The organism is Massilia sp. Masssp93 (assembly GCF_059491295.1).
The window spans coordinates 4,313,742-4,333,511 of sequence record NZ_CP168502.1; the positions used below are offsets into that span (position 1 = coordinate 4,313,742).

Genomic DNA, 19,770 nt, shown 5'->3' on the forward strand with positions numbered 1-19,770 from the left:
ATCCCGGCCATGCCGGCCCTCCGCCAGCACGACGCCGGGACGTTGCGTCTTGTCGTTATCGTTTGTCCGTCGCCCCGAACAGGGCGGCCACCAGCGGATCGCGCCGGCCGACGCGCGGGTAGCTGCGCACCGTCGTCTGCACGGGGGCGAGCAGGTCGTCCCCGGTGTCCGCATCCGCCGCTTGCGGCGACACCGCTTCGGGTGCCGGTCCGGCATGCCACAGGTACTGCCAGCGCGGCTGGCCCAGGTTGACCTTGGCGCGATGGACGCAGCCCCGTTCCAGCAGCCGCTCCAGGCGCAGGCGCGTCGCCGCCAGCGAATAGCCGGTGTCGTGCGCAAGCTGGTCGGCCTGGCGCGGTCCTGCCCCGAGCAGCGTCACGATCGCCGCTTCCAGCGGGTCCGTGGCATGGCGCGTACGCCGGTCGTGCGTATCTCCCATAAAACCCTTCCAAAGGTTTAGCATTTGACGTAGAGTATAGAACTCTAAACTGATCAACGTCAAGAACACTAAACCATAAAAAGTTTAGAATACTTAACATGAACCTCTTATCCGACCGCCTCGACTACATCTACAACACCACGCCGCAACTGGAAGGCGAGCGCGGCCAGACCGGTCTCGTGAAGGCCTCGGGCGCCTCGAAAAGCGTGGTGAACCAGTGGCTGACGGGGAAGATCAAGTCGATGGATATCCGCTATGCGCTGAACGTCGAGCGCGAGCTCGGCTTTTCGCACATCTGGCTGATGACCGGCGAGGGCGACCCGCGCCAGGCGCCCTTCCACCGCCTCAAGGGCGGCATGCCGATACGCTCGCTCGACAACGACGACGCGGAATTCGTCCAGATCCGCATGGTCAAGCTGCGGCTGTCGGCCGGGATCACGGGCTTCCAGACGGAGCCGGAACGCCGCGACGGCGGCACGCTCGGCATGCGCCGCACGTGGATCGAACGGCACAACTACCATCCCGACCACCTGATCGCCATCCTCGTCAAGGGCGAGAGCATGGAGCCGTCGCTGTACGCGGGCGACATCGTCATCATCAACACGCTCGATACCAAACTCGTGGACGGCGCGGTGTACGCCTTCAACTACGAGGGCGAAGCCGTCGTGAAGCGCCTGGCGCGCGACGCCGGCAAATGGTGGCTGACGTCGGACAATCCGGACCAGCGCAAATACCACCGCAAACGCTGCGAGGGCAATACCTGTCTGGTGCTCGGCCGCGTCGTGCGCAAGGAAAGCGACCGCATATGAAACTCGAGGTCGCCCTCGCCGAGCTGAAAGGCGTGCGCGTGGCGCTGGCCTTTCCGCCGCCGGCCTGGGTCGCGCCCGGCGTCGGCGACGTCCTGCTGGAGCGCCTGCGCCCGCACTTCCCCACGCTGCCCGTGATGCTCGTGTCCGTGCAGCGGCACGGCGTGCGGGCGCATGCCGCGTTCCAGGCGCAGGCGCTCGTCGACGGCGCCGACCTCGCGCACCTGCCACGCACGCTGATCGACCTCGACGTGCCGCCGGCGCCCGCGGACGCGCCGCCGCCGTTCTGACGGTTGCCAGAGCAGGCAAAACGTTTTCTCATTTACTCCTCTCGTGCGCGTATCTCGCGCAAGAATATTTCGCAGCGCAGCAGTATAAATACCCCATGTTCGCCCGTAAAAATATCTAGTTAAGCGTTTTCCTATTTTTGTTGACATCGCCACGTCTTCTGATTACGATTTGCTCAACAAAGAGAAAAGCGAGGAGACGGAATCCATGTTCGAGCGCGATATCCGGCCTGCGAGGCGGGCTGCGAAAACGATTATCTGCAGCTTCCTCCTGGCCGTCTGCGGCGCCTCCACCGCGCACGCCGCTGCCGACGTCGAACCGATCGCCGCGGTCGTCGACCGGGATGTCCAGGTGGCCGCCGCGCAGTACCGCGTCCTGCTGGCCAAGGTCGCCGGCAAGTCCGGTTTTCCGCGCAGCGTGGCGCACGGCGACGTCAGGATGGTCGGACCGGGCGACTGGACCGCCGGCTTCTTTCCCGGCTCGCTGTGGTATCTGTTCGAGGCGACGGGCGACGCGACGTGGAAAACGGCCGCCATGCGCTACACGGCGCTGACGGCGCCCGCCAAGTTCGACAAGACCCAGCACGACCTCGGCTTCATGCTGGGCACCGGCTACGGCAACGGCCTGCGCCTCGTCGACGATCCGGCGACCCGCACGGCCTACCGCGACGCCCTGCTGGCCGGCGCGACGACGCTGATGACGCGCTTCAACCCGAAGGTCGGCAGCATCCAGTCGTGGGACCTGTGGCCGAATACGACGTGGGCCTTCCCCGTCATCATCGACAACATGATGAACCTGGAGCTCCTGATGTGGGCCGCGCGCGCCGCCGACGAGCCGCGCTACCGCGAGGTCGCCATCGCCCATGCCGACACCGCGCTGAAGAATCACTTCCGTCCCGACGGCTCGAGCTTCCACCTCGTCGACTACGATCCGAAAACGGGCGCCGTGCGCGCGCGCATGACCGTGCAGGGCTACGCGAACGGCTCCGCGTGGGCGCGCGGCCAGGCATGGGGCCTGTACGGCTACACGATGATGTACCGCGAAACGCACAAGGACGACTATCTCCAGCAGGCGCACAGGATCGCCCGCTTCTACATGAACCATCCGCGCCTCCCCGCCGACAGGATCCCGTTCTGGGATTTCGACGATCCCGCCATTCCCGCCGCCCCGCGCGACAGTTCCGCCGCCGCCATCGCCGCGTCCGCGCTGCTGGAACTGGCGTCCTTCTCCGACCGCGACACGGCCGCGCGCTACCGCGACTTCGCCGAACAAACCTTGCGCAGCCTGTCGTCGGGCGCCTATCTGGCGCAACCCGGCGACAACGGCGGCTTCCTCCTCAAGCATGCGACCGGCCACAAGCCGGCCGGCACGGAGATCGACGGTCCGCTGAACTATGCGGACTACTACTTTCTGGAAGCACTGCTGCGCATGAAGGCGGCGCGCACCGGGATCGGCAGTTTTCATTAGAAAAACAAGGAGACGTTGTGAGCAAGCAGAGAACATCGGGCGCGCGGATCGCGGTCAAGCCCGTGGCGGCCGTCGTCGCGGTCGCCGTCGCCCACTGGGCGGCGCCCGCACGGGCGCAAGAAGCCGAGGCAAATCCGAACCAGCTGCAGACCGTGCTGGTGACGGCCAACAAGCGCGTGGAGCGGCTGGACAACGTGCCGGAGTCGATCTCCGTGCTGTCCGAAGCCGAGATCCAGCGTAACAACGTGCGCGAGGTCGAGGACGTCATCAACCTGACCCCGTCGCTGACGCTGTCCTCGGGCACGACGGCCGCCAACAACGCCATCTTCATGCGCGGCATCGGCACCGTTTCGGTCGGCATCGGCGTGGAGTCCGACGTCTCCGTCATCATCGACGATATCCCGATCGCGAGCCAGTTCCAGGCGTTCCGCGACCTCGCCGACGTGTCCCGCGTTGAGGTTTTGAAAGGACCGCAATCGACCTTGTTCGGCAAATCGGCGGTGGCCGGTGCCATCAACATCGTGACGAAGCCGATCAGCGGCCCGATCGTCTACCGCGCCAACGCGTATTACACCAACGACCACGAGTGGCGCGCAGGCGCGTCAGTCGGCGGCAAGCTGCGCGACGATTTCGGCATGCGCATCGCCGTCAACAAGAGCGACATGCCGGGCAACTTCACGAACCTCACCAACGGCCAGAAGGTCAACGGCTCGGGCGGCAGAACGATCATGGCGAAGTTCCAGTGGACGCCCATCAGGGACCTGGAAATCGACTTCACCCCGCACTACAACACGCAGGAAAACAGCCGCGGCGTGACGGCCGTGAACGGCTTCTACCGCACCACCGGTTCAAGCGCCGCGGGCAATCTCGTGACGACGCCGGCCGACCTGTCGACCGCGTACATGAACGGCAATCCGCAACTGCCGGCGTCGATCACGCTGGCGGGCATCAACCCGTTCGACCGGAACAACCGCAACGTGCGGCGCGACTTCCCGACCGGGATCAACTCGTCCACATTCGGGTCCGGCCTGAAGCTCTCGTACGCGCTGCCGAACGACGCCACCCTGATGTCGATTTCCTCGTACGAGCATTACAAGGCACACGATTACCGCGACCAGGACTTCGTCGACGTGCCGACCATCGCGAAGCCGGGCGAGACCAGGTTCTCGGTCGGGAACGCGCAATTCGGCACGTACGACATCCGCTCCAAGACGCAGGAAATCCGTTACGTGTCGCCGGACGCCGGCAAGCTGCGCTACTTGGCCGGCCTGTGGTGGGCGCAGAACGGGATCGACCGCCACTTCATCCGCGGCTTCTGCGTGCAGCCGAGCGTGTGCACGGCGAGCTCGCCGTCGAGCCCGACCAACTACTACACCGACATCTACAACGTGAACCGCGCCGTGTTCGGCCAAGCCACGTGGGACCTGTATCCGACGTACACGCTGGTGGCGGGCATCCGCCGCAACGAGGAGACGTCGGGCTTCAACTACCTCCGCAACTTCTACACCGACCAGCTGGACCGCTCGACCTTCGTGCCGGGCCCCGCCGGCCGCGACCAGTTTTCCAGCAGCGGCAACCGCGACTGGGCGACGACGGGCAAGCTGTCGCTCCAGAAGCAGATCAACAGCGACTGGATGGTGTACGCGATGACGGCGACCGGCTACAAGGGCCTCGCGTACGACGTGACGAGCGGCCTGAAGGCGGCGGCCGCGTTCCCGGTGTCGCCGGAAACGAGTCGCAGCTACGAGCTCGGAACCAAGGCGAACCTGTTCCACAACCGCATGTCGCTCGCGGCCACGCTCTACCGGACGGACTTCAAGAACTACCAGCAGAACACGTCGTTCGTGCTGCCGAACGATCCGACCATCTACACCCAGCTGAACTCGATCCCGAAGATCCGCACGCGCGGCCTCGAACTCGATTCGCACTTCCTGCTGACGACGAACTGGTCGATGAACGTGTCGTACGCGTACACCCGTCCGGAGATCGTCGACTGGAAGAATGGCCCCTGCTACCAGGACAACACCAACCCCGCCATCGGCACGACGGGGCTGGGCGAAGGCGGTTCGCTGGGCGGCTGGAATCGCGCCTGCTTCCCGATCCGCACCGGCTCGACGACGGGCGTGCAGAATCTCTCGGGCGGCATCTTCCCGGGTACGCCGAAGAACAAGGTCAACATCGGCACCAACTACGATTACCACGTCGCCGACCGTCCGTACTGGGCGTTCGTGAACGCCAACGTGCGTTACCAGAGCGCGTACCAGACCAACATCAACAACGACCCGCGCTCGGTCAACAACGCGTACCCGATCTCGGACCTCGGTTTCGGCGTGCGCCAGAACAACGATATGTGGCGCCTGTCCTTCCGCATCAACAACCTGTTCGACCGCTTCTACATCGGCAACGCCAACGCCAGCGGCCCGTCGTACCGCACCGGTCCGACGTCGTCCTCGCCGCCCATCACGGTCAACAGCTGGGTACCGCCGCGCGACGTGTTCCGCTTCTACAGCGTGCGCCTGGACCTGAAGTTCTGAGTTTCCTCCGCGGGCCGCGGCCCGCGTTTCCTCGATGCCGCCGGGGCGACCCGGCGGCTTTTTTTTCGGTTCAGTCTTCGTAGATCGGCCCCGCCGTCAGGAACGGCCCGCCCTGGTACACGCTGGCGATGTCGCCCGCGTCGGCCCATGCGCCGCCGGCCGGGAAACGGTCCGCGAACGCGCGCGAGCTGTGGCGCGGTTCGAAGCCCAGGTGGGCGGCCGCGCCGTTGTCCCACCAGCGCACCGGGTTGTCCGAGACGCCGTACGTGATCGTGTGGCCCACGCGCGGCGTGAACAGGGCGCAGCGCACCAGTTCGACGAGGTCGTCGTGCGCGAGGAACGTCACCATCATGCGCGCGTTACGCGGCTCGTCGAACGAGGAACCGATGCGCAGGCAGACCGTCTCGATGCCGAAGCGGTCGAAGTAATAGCGCGACAAGGCCTCGCCGAAGCATTTCGACACGCCGTAGATCCCGTCCGGCCGCAGCGGCGCGGCCGTGTCGACGACCTGCGTGGTCGGATAGTAGCCGACGACGTGGCTGGAGCTCGCGTAGATCACGCGCCTGATGCCGCGCTTGTGCACGGCCTCGTACAGATGGTGCAGGCCGAGGATATTGGCGTGCATGATCGCCTCGAACTTGTCCTCGACCGAGACGCCGCCGAAGTGCAGCACGGCGTCGACGCCTTCCGTCAGCGCCATCACGGCGGCGCGGTCGCCCAGGTCGCAGCGGACGACTTCCTCGCCCGGGCCCGCGGGCGCGATGTCGCGGATGTCGCTGAGCCGGACCACGTCGGCCCACGGCTTGATGCGCTCGCGCAGCAGGGTGCCGAGGCCGCCGCCGGCGCCGGTCAGGAGCAGACGGTGGAAGGGCTTGGACTCGGGCGCTTGGATCATGAACGGGCTCGCATTTGTGTTAAACGTTTAACCGAGTATATCCAAAACGCTTTCCTTGTCAATTTTTTGGCGCCCTTTTTCGCCCGGACGCCCCGATGGAACAGGGGGAAACGATTCCATCGCCGTTTCCTTGCCCTGGCTCGGGTCCGGCTGCCGGGACGCATGCTAAGATGTGCCGCCGAGTAACGATTACCCTCCCATGAAAAAGACCGCTTCGACCATCCGCGACGTCGCCGCAGCCGCCCAGGTGTCCACCGCCACGGTATCGAAATTCATCAACGGCGCGCAGCGCTTTTCGCCCAAGGTCGAGGCGGCGATCGAGGCCGCGATCGCGACCCTGGGCTACCGGTCGAACCCGCTGGCCAAGTCGATGATCACGGGGCGTACCAATACCATCGGCCTCTCGGTGCTGGACATCACCAACCCGCACTTTTCCAGCATCCTCAAGGGCGCGAACCGCGTGGCGCACGACCAGGGGTTTTCCGTGCTGCTCGTCGACACCGAGGAAACGCCCAGCCGCGAGCGGCGTACGCTGGAAGAACTGAGCCGGCGCGTGGACGGCATGATCGTGTTCTCGCGCCTGCGCGAAAAAGAGATGGCGTGGATGGCCGAGATCGACAAGCCGCTCGTGTTCTTCGGCAGCCTGGCCGAATTGCCGCTGCCGACGGTCGCCAGCGACGACCACGCCGGGGCCTACATGCTGACCCAGCACCTGCGCATGCTGGGCCACCGCCGCATCGCCTACCTGGGCTTTTCCAAGTCGCGCCGCGACGAGGAGCGCCTGGGCGGCATCCGCGAATCGCTGAACGCGGCCGGCCTCGAACTGGCGATCTTCGATGCCGAGGCCCCGTCGCTGGCCGAGGGCGAGCGGCTGTGCTCCGCCATCGTCCTGGGCAGCCAGCGCCCGGACGCGCTGATCTGCTACAACGACCTGATGGCGCTCGGCTTCATGAAGGAAGCGTCCAACCTGGGCATGTCCATCCCGCAGGACATCTCGGTCGTCGGCTTCGACAATATCCCCTACGGCAAATACACGACGCCGGCCCTGACCACCGTCGACCTGCAGAGCGAACGCATGGGCGCGACGGCCATGGAAAAGCTGCTGGCCGTGATCCGCGGCGAGCACGTCGAGAAGCTGACCAAGGTCGCCCCCCAGCTGATCCTGCGCGCGTCGACCGTCGCCCGCCGGCCCTGATACGCCCCCGTTTACTTTCCGGAAGAGTTGGCCTATCCTTTTAGGAAAACGTTTAACTACACCGGAGACACGCATGCGCCCTGCCCTGCCCGCCCTGATGTTGGCCCCTCTGCTGGCCGGCCTGACTTTCCTGCCCGCCGCGCCGGCGCGCGCCACGCCGCCGCTGCACCGGACGGTCGAACAGGCCTACCCGCAACTGGATTACTTTTTCCAGAAGCTCGTGCGGGAACGGGACGGCATCACCATCGATGGGCGTGCGCCGTTCCAGAGCCACGACAAATTCCTGCCCGGGAAAATCGCGACGGGCCTGGCGGACGTGCTGCTGCACACACCGAAGGACGACCCGCGCCTGCCCGGCATGCTGCGCGATTACGCCGCCATCGCCGATCTGACGGTCGGCATGGAAAACGATACCTGGGGCATCTACTACTACATGGGCGCCTTGTACAAGCTGAAGCAGGCCGGCCTGCTGGCGCGCGCCGTGCGGCCCGCCACGCTCGACCTGCTGCGCCGGAAGCTCGACTGGCGGACGTTCGTGCGCCAGCCCGCGTTCGAGCTGATCGACCTGCCGACCAATTACTACGGGGTCGCCTTCAGCATCGCGCGCCTGCGCCTGCTGATGGGTTGGGAGGATGCGCACGCCAGCGAGGTGCTGCTCGATAAAATGCTCAAGCATTACGCCGATTATTCCGGCACCTACGGCTTCTCCGACGAGACGGATGGCCAGGGCCGATTCGACCGCTACAGCATCCTGCTGGCGGCCGAGATCTGCGAGCGCTTCATCGAGACCGGCTTGACCGTGACGCCGGAACTCAAGGCCTTGCTGCGCAAGTCGGCCGACGTCGCGCTGAACGCGGCCAATGCCGACGGCACGGGCTTCACGATGGGCCGCAGCCTCGGGCCGTACGGCGAGACGGCGATGCTGGAGATCCTGTCGACGGCCGCCTACCTCGGCGTCCTGAGTCCGGAGGAAAAGGAGTACGCGTATGCCTACTCGGCGCGCATCGGCGAACGCTATATGGATTTCTGGTACGACCCCGCACTGCATTCCGTCGACATGTGGGGCAAGGGCCGCCGCACGGACACGTACCGCGGCAAGCACCGCATCCTCGGCGAGAACTTCTCGCTGCTGCACCAGTTGATCAGCACGGACGCCATGTGGAACCGGGCCGGCATGAAGGACGCCGCGCCGCGCGCCGACCTGGCGGCCTGGCTCGTGCGCGCTCGCCCCGCGTTCAGCCTCACGCGCTTCGCCGGCGGCGAGTACGACCGCGCACTCGCCATCTGGCGCGACGGGCCGCACGTGTTCAGCCTGTCGATGATCAACGGCGGCCCGAGCCAGCATGCGAACAGCCCGTATTATCCGCTGCCGTTTTCGTACGGGATCGTCTCGGGCATCGCCGACAGCGGCGCCGCGCATCCGCAGCTGCTGCCGAAATTCCGCCTGGCCGACGGCAGCGAATTGATCGCGACTGCGTTCATGAAGGACATCCAGGCGCACGACGTCGACGGCGGCTACCGCGTCACGTATCGCCAGGATGCGCTCACGAAGCTGGGCAAGAACGTCCCCGTCAAGGACACGCGCATCGCCGTCGAGACGGAATACGTCTTGCGCCACGGCGTCGTCACGCGCACCGACACCTACACGCCGGCGGCGCCGCTGGACGTGGCCGGCGTGAGCCTCGACTTCGCGTCGTTTTCGCGCGGCGCCAGCGTGGACGGCACCGACATCGCTTTCCACGACGGCGCTGTCCGCGGGTTCGCCGTGCAAGGCCTGGCGAACTGCCGCGCCGACGACGTCGCGGGCAGCGAGGCATATCGCGCGCCGTACGGGCCAATGGCCACGCTGGCCAGCTGCGGCACGGGCGCGTTCACCTTCGACAAGCCACTCAGGATCAGCTGGACGATCCGTTACGAGTGACCGCGTCGATCAGCCGCTGTTCCTCAGGCCGGCCGAAATGCCGTTGATCGACATGTGCAAGCCGCTGCGCGTCGCGTCGTCGTCCGTCCCGGCCCGGTAGCGGCGCAGCAGTTCGACCTGCAGGTGGTTCAGCGGATCGATATACGGCAGGCGATTGCGCAACGAGCGCTGCATCTGCGGATTCCCGTCCAGCAGTTCGTCCTGCTCCATGATCCGGCTGAGGATGTCCACCGTGCGCGCATGCTCGGCGCTGATGCAGCCGAAGATCCGGTCGCGCAGCGCGCTATCGCCCACCAGCTCTGCGTATCGGCTGGCGATCGCGATGTCGCTCTTGGCCAGCACCATGTCCATGTTCGACAGCAGGGTCGTGAAGAACGGCCACTCCTTGTACATCTTGCGCAGCAGCGCGAGGCGCTCGGCCGGCGCGTCGGCGATGAAGCGTTCCACCGCGCTGCCGAAGCCGTACCAGCCCGGCAGCATCAGGCGGCACTGGGCCCAGCTGAACACCCAGGGAATCGCGCGCAGGTCTTCGATCGAGCGCGACTTCTTGCGCGAGGCCGGACGGCTGCCGATGTTCAGGGCGGCGATTTCCGAAATGACGGTCGACTCCCAGAAGTACGTCTCGAAGCCGTCCGTTTCATACACGAGCGACCGGTAGGCGGACAGCGCTTCGGTGGACAGGCGGTCCATCGCCGCGACCTGCTCCGCGTCCGGCTGCGGCTGGGCATGCGACAGCAGCGTCGCTTCCATCGTCGCGGCGACCAGCACCTCGAGGTTGCGCCGGCCGACGTCGGCGTTGGCGTACTTCGCGGTGATGACTTCGCCCTGCTCCGTCAGGCGGATGCGTCCCTGCACGGCGCCCGGCGGCTGCGCCAGGATCGCTTCGTAGCTCGGACCGCCGCCGCGCCCCACCGAACCGCCGCGGCCGTGGAACAGCTGCAGCTTGATGCCGTGCGCGCGGAAGACGGCGATCAGTTCCAGCTCCGCCTTGTGCAGTTCCCAGCCGGAGGTGACGTAGCCGCCGTCCTTGTTGCTGTCCGAGTAGCCCAGCATGACTTCCTGCAGGCGGTCGCGCGACTGCAGCAGGCGCATGTACAGCGGCAGGCCGAACGCCGCGGCCATGATCGCGGGGCCGGCACGCAGGTCGTCGATGGTTTCGAACAGCGGAATGATGTTGACGTCGAGCGTGCCGAGCGTCGGATGCAGCAGCCCGGCTTCCTTCAGCAGCACGGCCACTTCCAGCAGGTCGGAGACGGAGGCCGCCTTCGAGATGATGTAGTTCGTGACGGCGTCGCGGCCGTACGTCAGGTGCGCGCGTTTCGTCTCGCGCAGGATCGCCAGTTCGGACGCGGTGTCTTCCGAATACGCTTCGAACGGCGAGACGAGCAGCCGCGGCGACTGCAGTTCCTCCAGCAGGACCTGGCAGCGCGCGCCTTCGTCCAGCGCGAGGTAATCGACGCCGGGACGCGCCTGCGCCAGCAGTTCGGCGATCACGCGTTCGTGCACGTCGGAGTTCTGGCGCAGGTCGACGGGCGCGAGGTGGAAACCGAATACCTTCACGGCGCGGCGCAGCAGGCGCAGGCGGCCGCGCGCCAGTTGACGGGCGCCGTTGGCGACGAGCGATTCGTGGATCGCATCCAGGTCGGCCAGCAGCTCGGCCGCGCTGGCGTACGCCGATGCGTCCGGGGCCGCCGCGCCGGCGGCGAGCCAGTCGCGCGTCGCCACGAGGCGGGCATGCATGCCGTGCAGCGCCTGGCGGTACGGCTCGTCCTGGTGGTGCGGCGAGTTGTCCGGCGCGCGTTCGGCGATGCGGCGCAGCGCCTCGGTGCTGCCGCACAGCGACTGCGCCTGCGACAGCTGCGACGCCAGCGTGTGCAGCTCGGGCAGGTAGAAGTCGAGCGCACGGGTCGACTGCGCCTTGAGCGTGGCGCGCAGGATGTCCGCGGTGACGAACGGGTTGCCGTCACGGTCGCCGCCGATCCAGCTGCCCACTTTCATGAACGACGGCAGTTCGGTGCCGGCCCAGGCGGCATCCTTCTGCGCCAGCGTGTCCTCGAGGGCGCAGTACAGGCGCGGCAGGCTCCGGAACATCGTGTAGTCGAAGAAGGACAGGCCGTTTTCCACTTCGTCCAGCACCGACAGCTTGGCGGGACGGAGCAGGCGCGTCTGCCACAGGGTCAGGATGGCGCGCGCCAGCGCTTCGTCGTTGTCCTGTTCCTCGTCGGGCGTGAGCTGCGTGCGGTCACGTTCGCCGATCAGGCGCGCGATCGCCATCTGGCAGTTGAGGACACTCTTGCGCTGGACTTCGGTCGGGTGCGCCGTGAACACGGGGCTGATGTGCGCATTGTCGAAGAACGCAGGCAGGTCGTCCATGCGGCCGGCGTCGAACACGCCGTCGACGGCATGTGCGATGCTGCCCTTCTTGGGCGCCGATCCGGCGGACAAGTGCGCGCGGCTGCGGCGGATGTGGTGCTGGTCTTCGGCGATGTTGGACAGCAGCGAGAAATAGGTGAACGCGCGGATCAGCTGGGTGCGCTCGTCGGACGAGATGCCGGCGAGGATCGCCGCCAGTTCCTCGTGCGCGCTGCCGTCCTGGTCGCGCCGGAAACCGATGGCGCTTTTACGGATCGACTCGATGCGGTCGAATACCCCGTCGCCCTCCTGGGCCCGGATCGTTTCCCCCAGCATGCGGCCGAGCTGGCGGATGTCCCGCCCCAGCAACTCTTCCTTGAAGTTCCGTGCCTCTTCAACGCTCATTCCAAGCTCTCCAGATCGATGCGCCGTGGGACGACGCAAAATGTAAATAATTTACAAATGAAGCACCCCCTGAACTATCCCGTTGTCGATATACCTTGTATATACGGGCCAGTTCGGGCTGCGCGGTGCCGCATGAGATGCAATGTTATGAAATTTTACTACAAACATTGGGCAGTTCGGTGTTCAAGGTTGAAAAAATGCTACACATGGGGAAACGACGCCGCCTTGCCTACTCGTTTTCGAACATCGCAATGATCTCGTCCGCCACCGCGCGCACGTGCGGGGAGCGGCGCACGTCGGCGTGCATGACCAGCCAGAGTTTGCGGCGTACGGGGCAAGGCGGCGCCAAGGCGCTCAGCCCTGGCGCACCCGCCGTCGCGTAGCGCGGAAAGACCCCGACGCCACAGCCGGCGACAGCCGCCTGCAGCAGCGTCAGCAAATCGTTCGAGCGCAGGCAGTAGCGGCGGCTGCCGCGCAGCTTGTCCAACCATTCCTGTTGCGGCGCATCCTGCTGGAGTTCGTCGTAGCCGAGAAATTCCCAGTGCGCGGGCAACCGGTTCGCGACGTAGTCCTCATGCGCATAGAGGGCGTAGTCGACGTGCGCCAACAACTTGGTGACGAGGCCCGGCGCCGTCGGGCGCGCGAAACGCAGCGCGATATCGGCCTGGCGCCGCATCAGGTCCGTCGTGCGCGCCTCGGCGCGCAGGTCGATTTCGACGCCGGGCAGGCGCGCCAGCGGCGACCGCAGGCGCGGCGCCAGCAGGAAGGCCGCCAATGCCGGCGGCGCCGAGACGCGCACGACACCGGCCACCTCGCTCGCGCCGCGCGCCACGTTGAGCAAGGCATGCATGTCGTCTTCCAGCTTGCGCGCGTGCGGCACCAGCGCGGTGCCGGCCGCCGTCAGCGACCAGCCCTTGGGAAACCGGTCGAACAGGCGGGCGCCGAGCGCGGTTTCGAGCGCGTCGATGCGGCGGGCAACCGTGGTGTGCTCCACGCCCGTCGCGCGCGCCGCGCCCGACAACGTACCCGCCTCGCACAGCGCGAGGAAAAAGCGGAGGTCGTCCCAGTCCGGTGTCTTCATTGTGCAATTATGCACGGAACGGGTGCGGCTTTCGGGAATTCCGTTCAGGCGCTCGCGCCGCTACGCTGACGTTTTCAACTGGAAGGAGAATGTCATGAACAAGCATATCGCCGGCATGGTGCTCGCAGGCGTCGTCCCCGCCGCACACGCCGCCCTGCCCGACCTTGCGGGAAGCTGGAGCCTGGTCGCGGCCGACGTCCAGCGTCCCGACGGCAGCATCGAACGTGACTATGGCGCCGCGCCCAAGGGCCGCCTCTTCATCGACGCGCACGGGCGCTACGCGCTGCAGATCTTCAAGGCGGAGCGTCCGCGCTTCGCGTCCGCGGACAAGGCCGCGGGCACGGGCGACGAATTCCGCGCCGCCGTGCTCGGGTCCAGCACGCACTACGGCACCATCGCGCTGGAGGACGGCATGCTGGTGTTCCGCATCGAGGCCGCGTCGTTCCCCAACTGGGAAGGCACGACGCAGCGCCGCAGTTTCGAGCTGCACGGCGACGAACTGCGCTACCGCGTGCCGGCGCGGCCGGATGGCGGGATTCCGGTTTCGGTGTGGCGGCGCATGCGTTGACCGTGCCGTCAGCCGACCTCCACGCGGTTGCGGCCATTCGATTTTGCGACGTACAACGCGCCGTCCGCCCGTTTGATCGCCTCCCCGAAGTCTTCGTCCGGCTTGAGCGACGTCACGCCGAAGGATGACGTGACGTGCAACCCATGCGGCCACTCCCGCATCGAGAGCGCCGCGCGCAGCTTTTGCACCATCGTCACGGCATGCTCGACGTCGGTCTCCGGACACAGGAGCAGGAACTCCTCGCCGCCCCAGCGCACCAGCCTGTCGCTGGCGCGGACCTCGCCGCGGATGACCGTGACGAAGCGCTTCAGGACCTCGTCGCCGGTGTCGTGACCGTGCTGGTCGTTGATGCGCTTGAAGTGGTCGATATCCATGACCACGACCGCCATCTCCTCGTCGACGCGACCGGCCGCGTGCAGGCGCCGCATCAGCACCTCCCTCAGGCCCTGGCGGTTCAATGCGCCGGTCAGCGGATCGGTGTGGGCCTGGTTGGCCAGGTCGCGCGCTTCCAGTTGCAGCGCCTTGTTGATGACGGCCAGCAGTTCGAGGCGCGCATTGGTGGCGGACAGACTGGAGCGGACGTGGGCCAGGCTCAGCGACAGTCCCAGCAGGCCGCATCCGATCCACGCGCCCACCAGATAGGTCAGCAGCCGCGTATTCGATATCCATTTCCCGCGAAACTCGATCGACCGCAACTCGATCGTGATCGACTGACCGGGCGGCACCGATCCGGTCGATATCTCCACCGCCGTGACGTTATCGAGCCGCGAATAAGTCTTGTCCAGCGGGACGTTGTGCGCCGCGATCCACCAGTCCGCGGTGCGCAGGACGTTGACCGGGATCGTGAAGGTCGCCTGTGCCGGAACATCGAATTCGACCGAGTCGTACCTCTGCGAATTCCAGTCGCCGATGGTGGAGAATTCCGGTTCAAAATTCGTCAGGTGAAGTCCGATTTTCCTCGGGGACGCCCCCGAATAACGCATATTGAACGTCACCGAATCGAACTGGCTGAAGTCCACCCCTTTGCCGTCCTGCCCAAGGTGGAATTGCATCTTGCAGAATGGCCAGGCGAAGACCGCCCCCAGGTCGCAGCGCATGATGAAAGCGTCCCCGGTCCGCACGAGCGACGAGACGGAATTGCCGTGCTCGTGGCGGTCGTCGGTGACGGTGACGCCGTACGGATGCCGGGGCGAAATCTCGAAGACCCGTGTCATGCCGAGATGCTGCCAGACCAATAAGGTGGGCGTCAGAACCAACAATAATCCAACCAGGGACTGGACTATCGTCATTGCGCGCGCGGGTCGACGATTCATTGATGATCGCTGATATATTTATTGGCGATCAATATACTGAAATCGCCGGGCGCGTGCGATAAGTTTCCGTGCCGCAAAACGAAAAAGGCCAGCTCGAAAGCTGGCCCATCTCTGAATTCATTGGTCGGGGCGAGAGGATTCGAACCTCCGACCACGTGCACCCCATGCACGTACGCTACCAGGCTGCGCTACGCCCCGACTTGGTCCGGAATTATAACAGAGGCACGCTGGATGACTAGTCTTTTTGTCACCAGGCACCATGGCAGAAACTTACTTCCAATCGCCCCGCAGCGCCAGCACCTCCTCGTACAGCCCCTCCGGCGTCACCTCCTGCGGCGGCACCGGCTGCCCGACGGCAAGCGCCAGGCGCGAGCGCAGCCCGCGCGCGAACGAGCGTTCGAACACGTTCGTCGAATCGCGCGAGAACACGCTGCCCCACAGTCCGCGCAGCGCCATCGGGATCACCGGCACCTTGCTGCGCGCGACGATCCTGGCGATGCCGCCGCGGAACTCGTTCATCTCGCCCGTGCGCGTCAGCTTACCTTCCGGGAAGATGCACACCAGTTCCCCTTCGTGCAGCGCCTGCGCGACGTCGACGAACGCCTTTTCCATCAGCCACGGGTCGTCGTGGGCCGGCGCGATCGGGATCGCCTTACCCGTGCGGAAGATGAAGCCCAGCAGCGGCGTCTTGAAAATGCGGTGGTCCATCACGAAGCGGATCGGGCGCGGGCTGGCGGCCATGATGACGATGGCGTCGACATAGCTCACGTGGTTGCAGACGAGGACCGCGGCGCCCTCTTCCGGGATGCGTTCGACGTCCACCGTCGACACGCGGTGGATCGTGTGGATCAGCAGCCAGGCCAGGAAGCGCATCAGGAATTCCGGCACGAGCGAGAAGATGTAGACGGCGACGACCGCGTTCAGCAGCGCCGTCGTCAGGAACATCTCGGGGATGCTGAACCCGCGCTTGATGAGGAACACGGCCACGCCGGCCGATGCCACCATGAACAGCGCATTCAGGATGTTCATGCCGGCGATGGTGCGCGACACGTGGGCCGGGTCGCAGCGCGTCTGGATCAGCGCGAACAGCGGCACGATGAAGAAGCCGCCGAACACGCCCAGCAGCAGGATGTCGGCCAGGATGCGGATCGTGCCGTGCTGCGCCAGCACGCCGAGCGCATCCACCGGCGCCGTGTTCGCGTAGCCGAGGCTCGCGAAATACAGGTCGATGCCGAACAGCGACAGGCCGATGGCGCCGAACGGCACGAGGCCGATCTCCACCTTGCGGCCCGAGAGCTTTTCGCACAGCAGCGAGCCGGCCCCGATCCCCAGCGAGAAGACGGTCAGCAGCAGGACGAACACGCTGTGGTCGCCGTGCAGGTAATCCTTGGCGTACAGCGGGAATTGCGACAGCACGAGGGCGCCGTAGAACCAGAACCAGGAATTGCCCAGCATGGACAGGAACACCGTGCGGTTCTTGCGCGAGAACCCGATGTTGCGCACGGATTCGGCGACGAAGTTCGCACTGATCTTCAGCGTGGGCGCGGGCGCGGGCGATTGCGGGATGCGCCAGCTGGTGACGAGTCCCAACACGGCGACGGCCAGCGTCCCGAACGCGACCAGGTGCACGCCGGCGGCGCCGTGGCCGGCCAGGATCGCGCCCATCACTTCGCCCAGCAGGATGCCGACGAAGGTGCCCATCTCGATGACGCCGTTGCCGCCCACGAGTTCTTCCGGTTTCAGGTGCTGCGGCAGGTAGGCGTATTTGACGGGGCCGAACAACGTGGAATGGACGCCCATGCCGACGACGGCCGCGACGAGCAGCCACAGGGTATGCGTCAGCCAGCCGGCGGCGGCGATGGCCATGATGACGAGTTCGAGCAGCTTGACGAAGCGCGCCAGCCGGCCCTTCTCGACCTTGTCCGCGATCTGCCCCGCGGTGGCCGAGAACACGACGTACGGCAGGATGAACAGGCCGGGGATCAGGTTGTTCAGCAGCGCCGCGGGCACCGTCGTCCACGCCAGCGCGTCATAGGTCAGCACGACCAGCAGCGCGGTCTTGAACAGGTTGTCGTTGAAGGCGCCCAGGAACTGCGTCCAGAAGAACGGACCGAAGCGGCGCTGGGTCAGCAGGGAGAACTGGCTGGGATGGTTCGGGTGGCTCATGGTGAATGATGCGGATGTCGGGGATGCGACAATCTACAACACAACCGGCACGTTGAACACACAATGTTGCTGTGTGTGAATCAATGGTCGCGCATTCCGCTACCCGAATGGGTTGATGGCGCGACTCGACGCACGTCGAGTCGCGCACAGCGTCACCCGAACCGGGTCAGGCGATACGCGCCCACGCCCGGTACAAGGGCCCGATCCCGAGCACCACGACGACCATGCGCGCGACGTGGAACGCCGTCACGACGGGCACGCCCAGGTGCAGCACGCGGGCCGTCAGCGCCATCTCGGCGATGCCGCCCGGCGACGTGGCCAGCACCATCGTCCCCGGATGCAGGCCCGTGATGGCCGCGACGCAGAACGCGAACAGGCCGGCGAGCAGCAGCGTCACGCAGGTGCACGCGGCCACGCTGGCCAGGTAGCGCGGCGCGGTGTGCACGAAGCGCGGCGTAAAACGCGTGCCGAGCGAGACGCCGATGAACAGCTGGCCCGTGCGGATCATCCATTCCGGCAGGCGCGAGAGCTGCACGCCGGCCGCCGTCAGCATGATCGCCACGATCAGCGGACCGATCACCCAGGCGTTCGGCAGGCGCAGGCGTTTCAGGGCCAGCGCCGCGCACGACGTGAGGACGATGAGGACGCCCAGGCCGGCCACGTCGACCCGGCCGGCCAGCGGCACGTACGGGTCCAGTCCCTCGCCCCAGCCGTGGGCGGCGATCCAGCGCACGGCGAACGGGATGCTGCCCACGACCATCATGATGCGCAGGCTGTGCGCGGCCGCCACGCGTTCGACGACGGCGCCGTGGCGCTCGGCCTGCACCGCCATTTCGGACGCGCCGCCGACGGCCATCGCGAAGAAGGCCGTCGCGTCGTCGCTGCCGGACAGCCGGCGCAGCAGCGCGCCGGCCAGCATGCCGAGGCAGACGGCGAAGGACACCGCCAACGCGATCCAGCCGAGGTTGCGCGCCAGCGCCGCCAGCACGGGGGCGCTGAAGTACAGGCCCAGCGCGGTGCCGATGGCCCACTGCCCCGCCTCGCGCGCCTGCACCGGTGCCGCCAGGCGCGCGCCCAGCATGCAGGCGATCGCGGTCGAGAACAGGGGCCCGATCATCCACGGCAGCGGCGTGTCGAGGAAGATGCAGAGCTGCGCGGCGCAAAAGGCCAGTGCCAGCGCGGGCACGAACGTGCGCACGAGCGCGCGCGGGAACGGCAATGGCGTCGGCAGGCGGATCAGAACACCCAGAGCTTATCGGCCGGCATCTCGAGCCAGTACTGCCCCGGGTCGACGCGATGCTTGGAATACGCGCGCACGCTCGAATTGCCGTGCTTGAACAGGCATTCCCAGCGGTCGCCCAGGTACATGCACGTGGACAGCGGCAGCTGGATGCCGTTGTCCACGGGGTTGCGGCCGATCCGCACTTCTTCCACGCGGATCAGCGCGGCCGCATCGACGTCCGGATCGGACGCGCCGCTGCCGCGGGCCGTCGCGTTCAGCGCCATGCCCTCCACCTGCACGCGGGCCGCGTCGCCGTTGCGCGCCACGACGCGTGCCGGCAGGCGGTTGTTACTGCCCATGAACTCGGCGGTGAACAGCGTGTCCGGCGATTCGTACATCGATTGCGGGCTGCCCTGCTGCTCGATCTTGCCGTTGTTGAGCAGGAGGATGCGGTCCGAGATCGCCATCGCCTCGGCCTGGTCGTGCGTGACCATCAGTGCGGACAGGCCCAGGCGCACGATCAGCTCGCGCAGGAAGGCGCGCGCTTCTTCGCGCAATTTGGCGTCCAGGTTCGACAGCGGTTCGTCGAGCAGGATCACGGGCGGGTTGTAGACCAGCGCGCGGGCGATCGCCACGCGCTGCTGCTGGCCGCCGGACAGCTGGTGCGGGAAGCGCTCGCCCAGGTGGCCGAGGCCCAGCTGGGCCAGCACCTCGCGCACTTTCGGCTCGATGTCGCGCGCCGCCAGCTTGCGCAGCTTGAGGCCGTAGGCGACGTTGTCGAACACGGTCTTGTGCGGCCACAGCGCGTACGACTGGAACACGAGTCCCAGGTTGCGCGCCTCGGCCGGCAGCTCCAGCTTCCTGCTGCCGTCGAACACGCGGCGCTCGCCGATGTCGATCGTGCCGGATTTCGGGCTTTCCAGGCCGGCCACGGCGCGCAGCAGCGTGGTCTTGCCGCTGCCCGAGGGGCCCAGCAGCGCCACGACTTCGCCGCGCTGCAGGTGCATCGACACGCCCTTCAGGATCGGGTTGGCGGTGGCGCCATGGCCGTAGTCGAGGTGCAGGTCGTTGACGGTCAAAACGTTCATGATATGTCTCGCGATTCGAATTGGTTGTGG

The 19,770-nt window shown here is 66.4% G+C and carries 15 protein-coding genes and 1 tRNA gene; 7 read left to right on the top strand and 9 right to left on the bottom strand.

What is annotated here, in order from left to right:
- Positions 1-55 precede the first annotated feature (55 nt).
- Complete coding sequence (locus ACEN9Q_RS17735) at positions 56-439, bottom strand: DprA-like winged helix domain-containing protein (RefSeq protein ID WP_495625492.1); 384 nt, start codon at positions 437-439, stop codon at positions 56-58.
- A 98-nt stretch (positions 440-537) separates the two neighbouring features.
- On the opposite strand from ACEN9Q_RS17735, the gene ACEN9Q_RS17740 reads away from it, so the two are divergent.
- From ACEN9Q_RS17740 to ACEN9Q_RS17755, 4 genes are all read left to right on the top strand, one after another.
- On the top strand, positions 538-1,248 hold the full coding sequence (locus ACEN9Q_RS17740) for a S24 family peptidase (protein WP_056440337.1): 711 nt from the start codon (positions 538-540) through the stop codon (positions 1,246-1,248).
- Positions 1,245-1,535: a hypothetical protein gene (locus tag ACEN9Q_RS17745; protein WP_056440339.1), complete on the top strand. Its 291-nt coding sequence runs from the start codon at positions 1,245-1,247 to the stop codon at positions 1,533-1,535. Before ACEN9Q_RS17740 ends, ACEN9Q_RS17745 begins: the two co-directional genes overlap by 4 nt.
- 205 nt (positions 1,536-1,740) lie before the next feature.
- Positions 1,741-3,000 (top strand): glycoside hydrolase family 88 protein, encoded by a 1,260-nt coding sequence (locus ACEN9Q_RS17750; RefSeq protein WP_495625493.1) that lies wholly within the window; start codon positions 1,741-1,743, stop codon positions 2,998-3,000.
- A 17-nt stretch (positions 3,001-3,017) separates the two neighbouring features.
- Positions 3,018-5,534 carry a TonB-dependent receptor gene (locus ACEN9Q_RS17755; RefSeq protein WP_495625494.1) on the top strand — a complete coding sequence of 839 codons (2,517 nt, stop codon included), beginning with the start codon at positions 3,018-3,020 and terminating at the stop codon, positions 5,532-5,534.
- Between the two features lie 70 nt (positions 5,535-5,604).
- Here the strand turns inward: ACEN9Q_RS17755 and ACEN9Q_RS17760 are convergent, their stop codons facing one another.
- Complete coding sequence (locus ACEN9Q_RS17760; RefSeq protein ID WP_495625495.1) at positions 5,605-6,429, bottom strand: NAD-dependent epimerase/dehydratase family protein; 825 nt, start codon at positions 6,427-6,429, stop codon at positions 5,605-5,607.
- Positions 6,430-6,628: 199 nt separating this feature from the next.
- Between ACEN9Q_RS17760 and ACEN9Q_RS17765 the strand changes: the two genes are divergently transcribed.
- Together ACEN9Q_RS17765 and ACEN9Q_RS17770 are read left to right on the top strand one after the other, a co-directional pair.
- The gene (locus ACEN9Q_RS17765) at positions 6,629-7,624 is read left to right on the top strand and encodes a LacI family DNA-binding transcriptional regulator (protein ID WP_056440345.1); all 996 of its coding nucleotides are present in this window, start codon (positions 6,629-6,631) and stop codon (positions 7,622-7,624) included.
- Positions 7,625-7,697: 73 nt separating this feature from the next.
- A complete protein-coding gene (locus ACEN9Q_RS17770; protein ID WP_495625496.1) occupies positions 7,698-9,545 on the top strand; it encodes a hypothetical protein in 1,848 nt (615 codons plus the stop codon).
- Between the two features lie 9 nt (positions 9,546-9,554).
- Here ACEN9Q_RS17770 and ppc read toward each other — a convergent pair whose 3' ends face one another.
- The gene (ppc, locus tag ACEN9Q_RS17775; RefSeq protein ID WP_495625497.1) at positions 9,555-12,302 is read right to left on the bottom strand and encodes a phosphoenolpyruvate carboxylase; all 2,748 of its coding nucleotides are present in this window, start codon (positions 12,300-12,302) and stop codon (positions 9,555-9,557) included.
- A gap of 229 nt (positions 12,303-12,531) precedes the next feature.
- Positions 12,532-13,383 carry a LysR family transcriptional regulator gene (locus tag ACEN9Q_RS17780; protein ID WP_495625498.1) on the bottom strand — a complete coding sequence of 284 codons (852 nt, stop codon included), beginning with the start codon at positions 13,381-13,383 and terminating at the stop codon, positions 12,532-12,534.
- Between the two features lie 94 nt (positions 13,384-13,477).
- Between ACEN9Q_RS17780 and ACEN9Q_RS17785 the strand changes: the two genes are divergently transcribed.
- Positions 13,478-13,951: a lipocalin-like domain-containing protein gene (locus tag ACEN9Q_RS17785; RefSeq protein WP_495625499.1), complete on the top strand. Its 474-nt coding sequence runs from the start codon at positions 13,478-13,480 to the stop codon at positions 13,949-13,951.
- An 8-nt stretch (positions 13,952-13,959) separates the two neighbouring features.
- Here the strand turns inward: ACEN9Q_RS17785 and ACEN9Q_RS17790 are convergent, their stop codons facing one another.
- The 5 genes from ACEN9Q_RS17790 to ACEN9Q_RS17810 form a co-directional block, all read right to left on the bottom strand.
- Positions 13,960-15,240, bottom strand: a complete 1,281-nt coding sequence (locus ACEN9Q_RS17790) for a GGDEF domain-containing protein (RefSeq protein ID WP_495625500.1) — start codon at positions 15,238-15,240, stop codon at positions 13,960-13,962.
- 145 nt (positions 15,241-15,385) lie between these two features.
- Positions 15,386-15,462 (bottom strand) — tRNA-Pro (locus tag ACEN9Q_RS17795).
- 72 nt (positions 15,463-15,534) lie between these two features.
- Complete coding sequence (locus tag ACEN9Q_RS17800; RefSeq protein ID WP_495625501.1) at positions 15,535-17,430, bottom strand: MFS transporter; 1,896 nt, start codon at positions 17,428-17,430, stop codon at positions 15,535-15,537.
- 166 nt (positions 17,431-17,596) lie between these two features.
- Entirely contained in the window at positions 17,597-18,649 is a 1,053-nt protein-coding gene (locus tag ACEN9Q_RS17805; RefSeq protein ID WP_495625502.1) for an AbrB family transcriptional regulator, read from the bottom strand.
- 17 nt (positions 18,650-18,666) lie between these two features.
- A complete protein-coding gene (locus tag ACEN9Q_RS17810; RefSeq protein ID WP_495625503.1) occupies positions 18,667-19,740 on the bottom strand; it encodes an ABC transporter ATP-binding protein in 1,074 nt (357 codons plus the stop codon).
- Positions 19,741-19,770 lie beyond the last annotated feature (30 nt).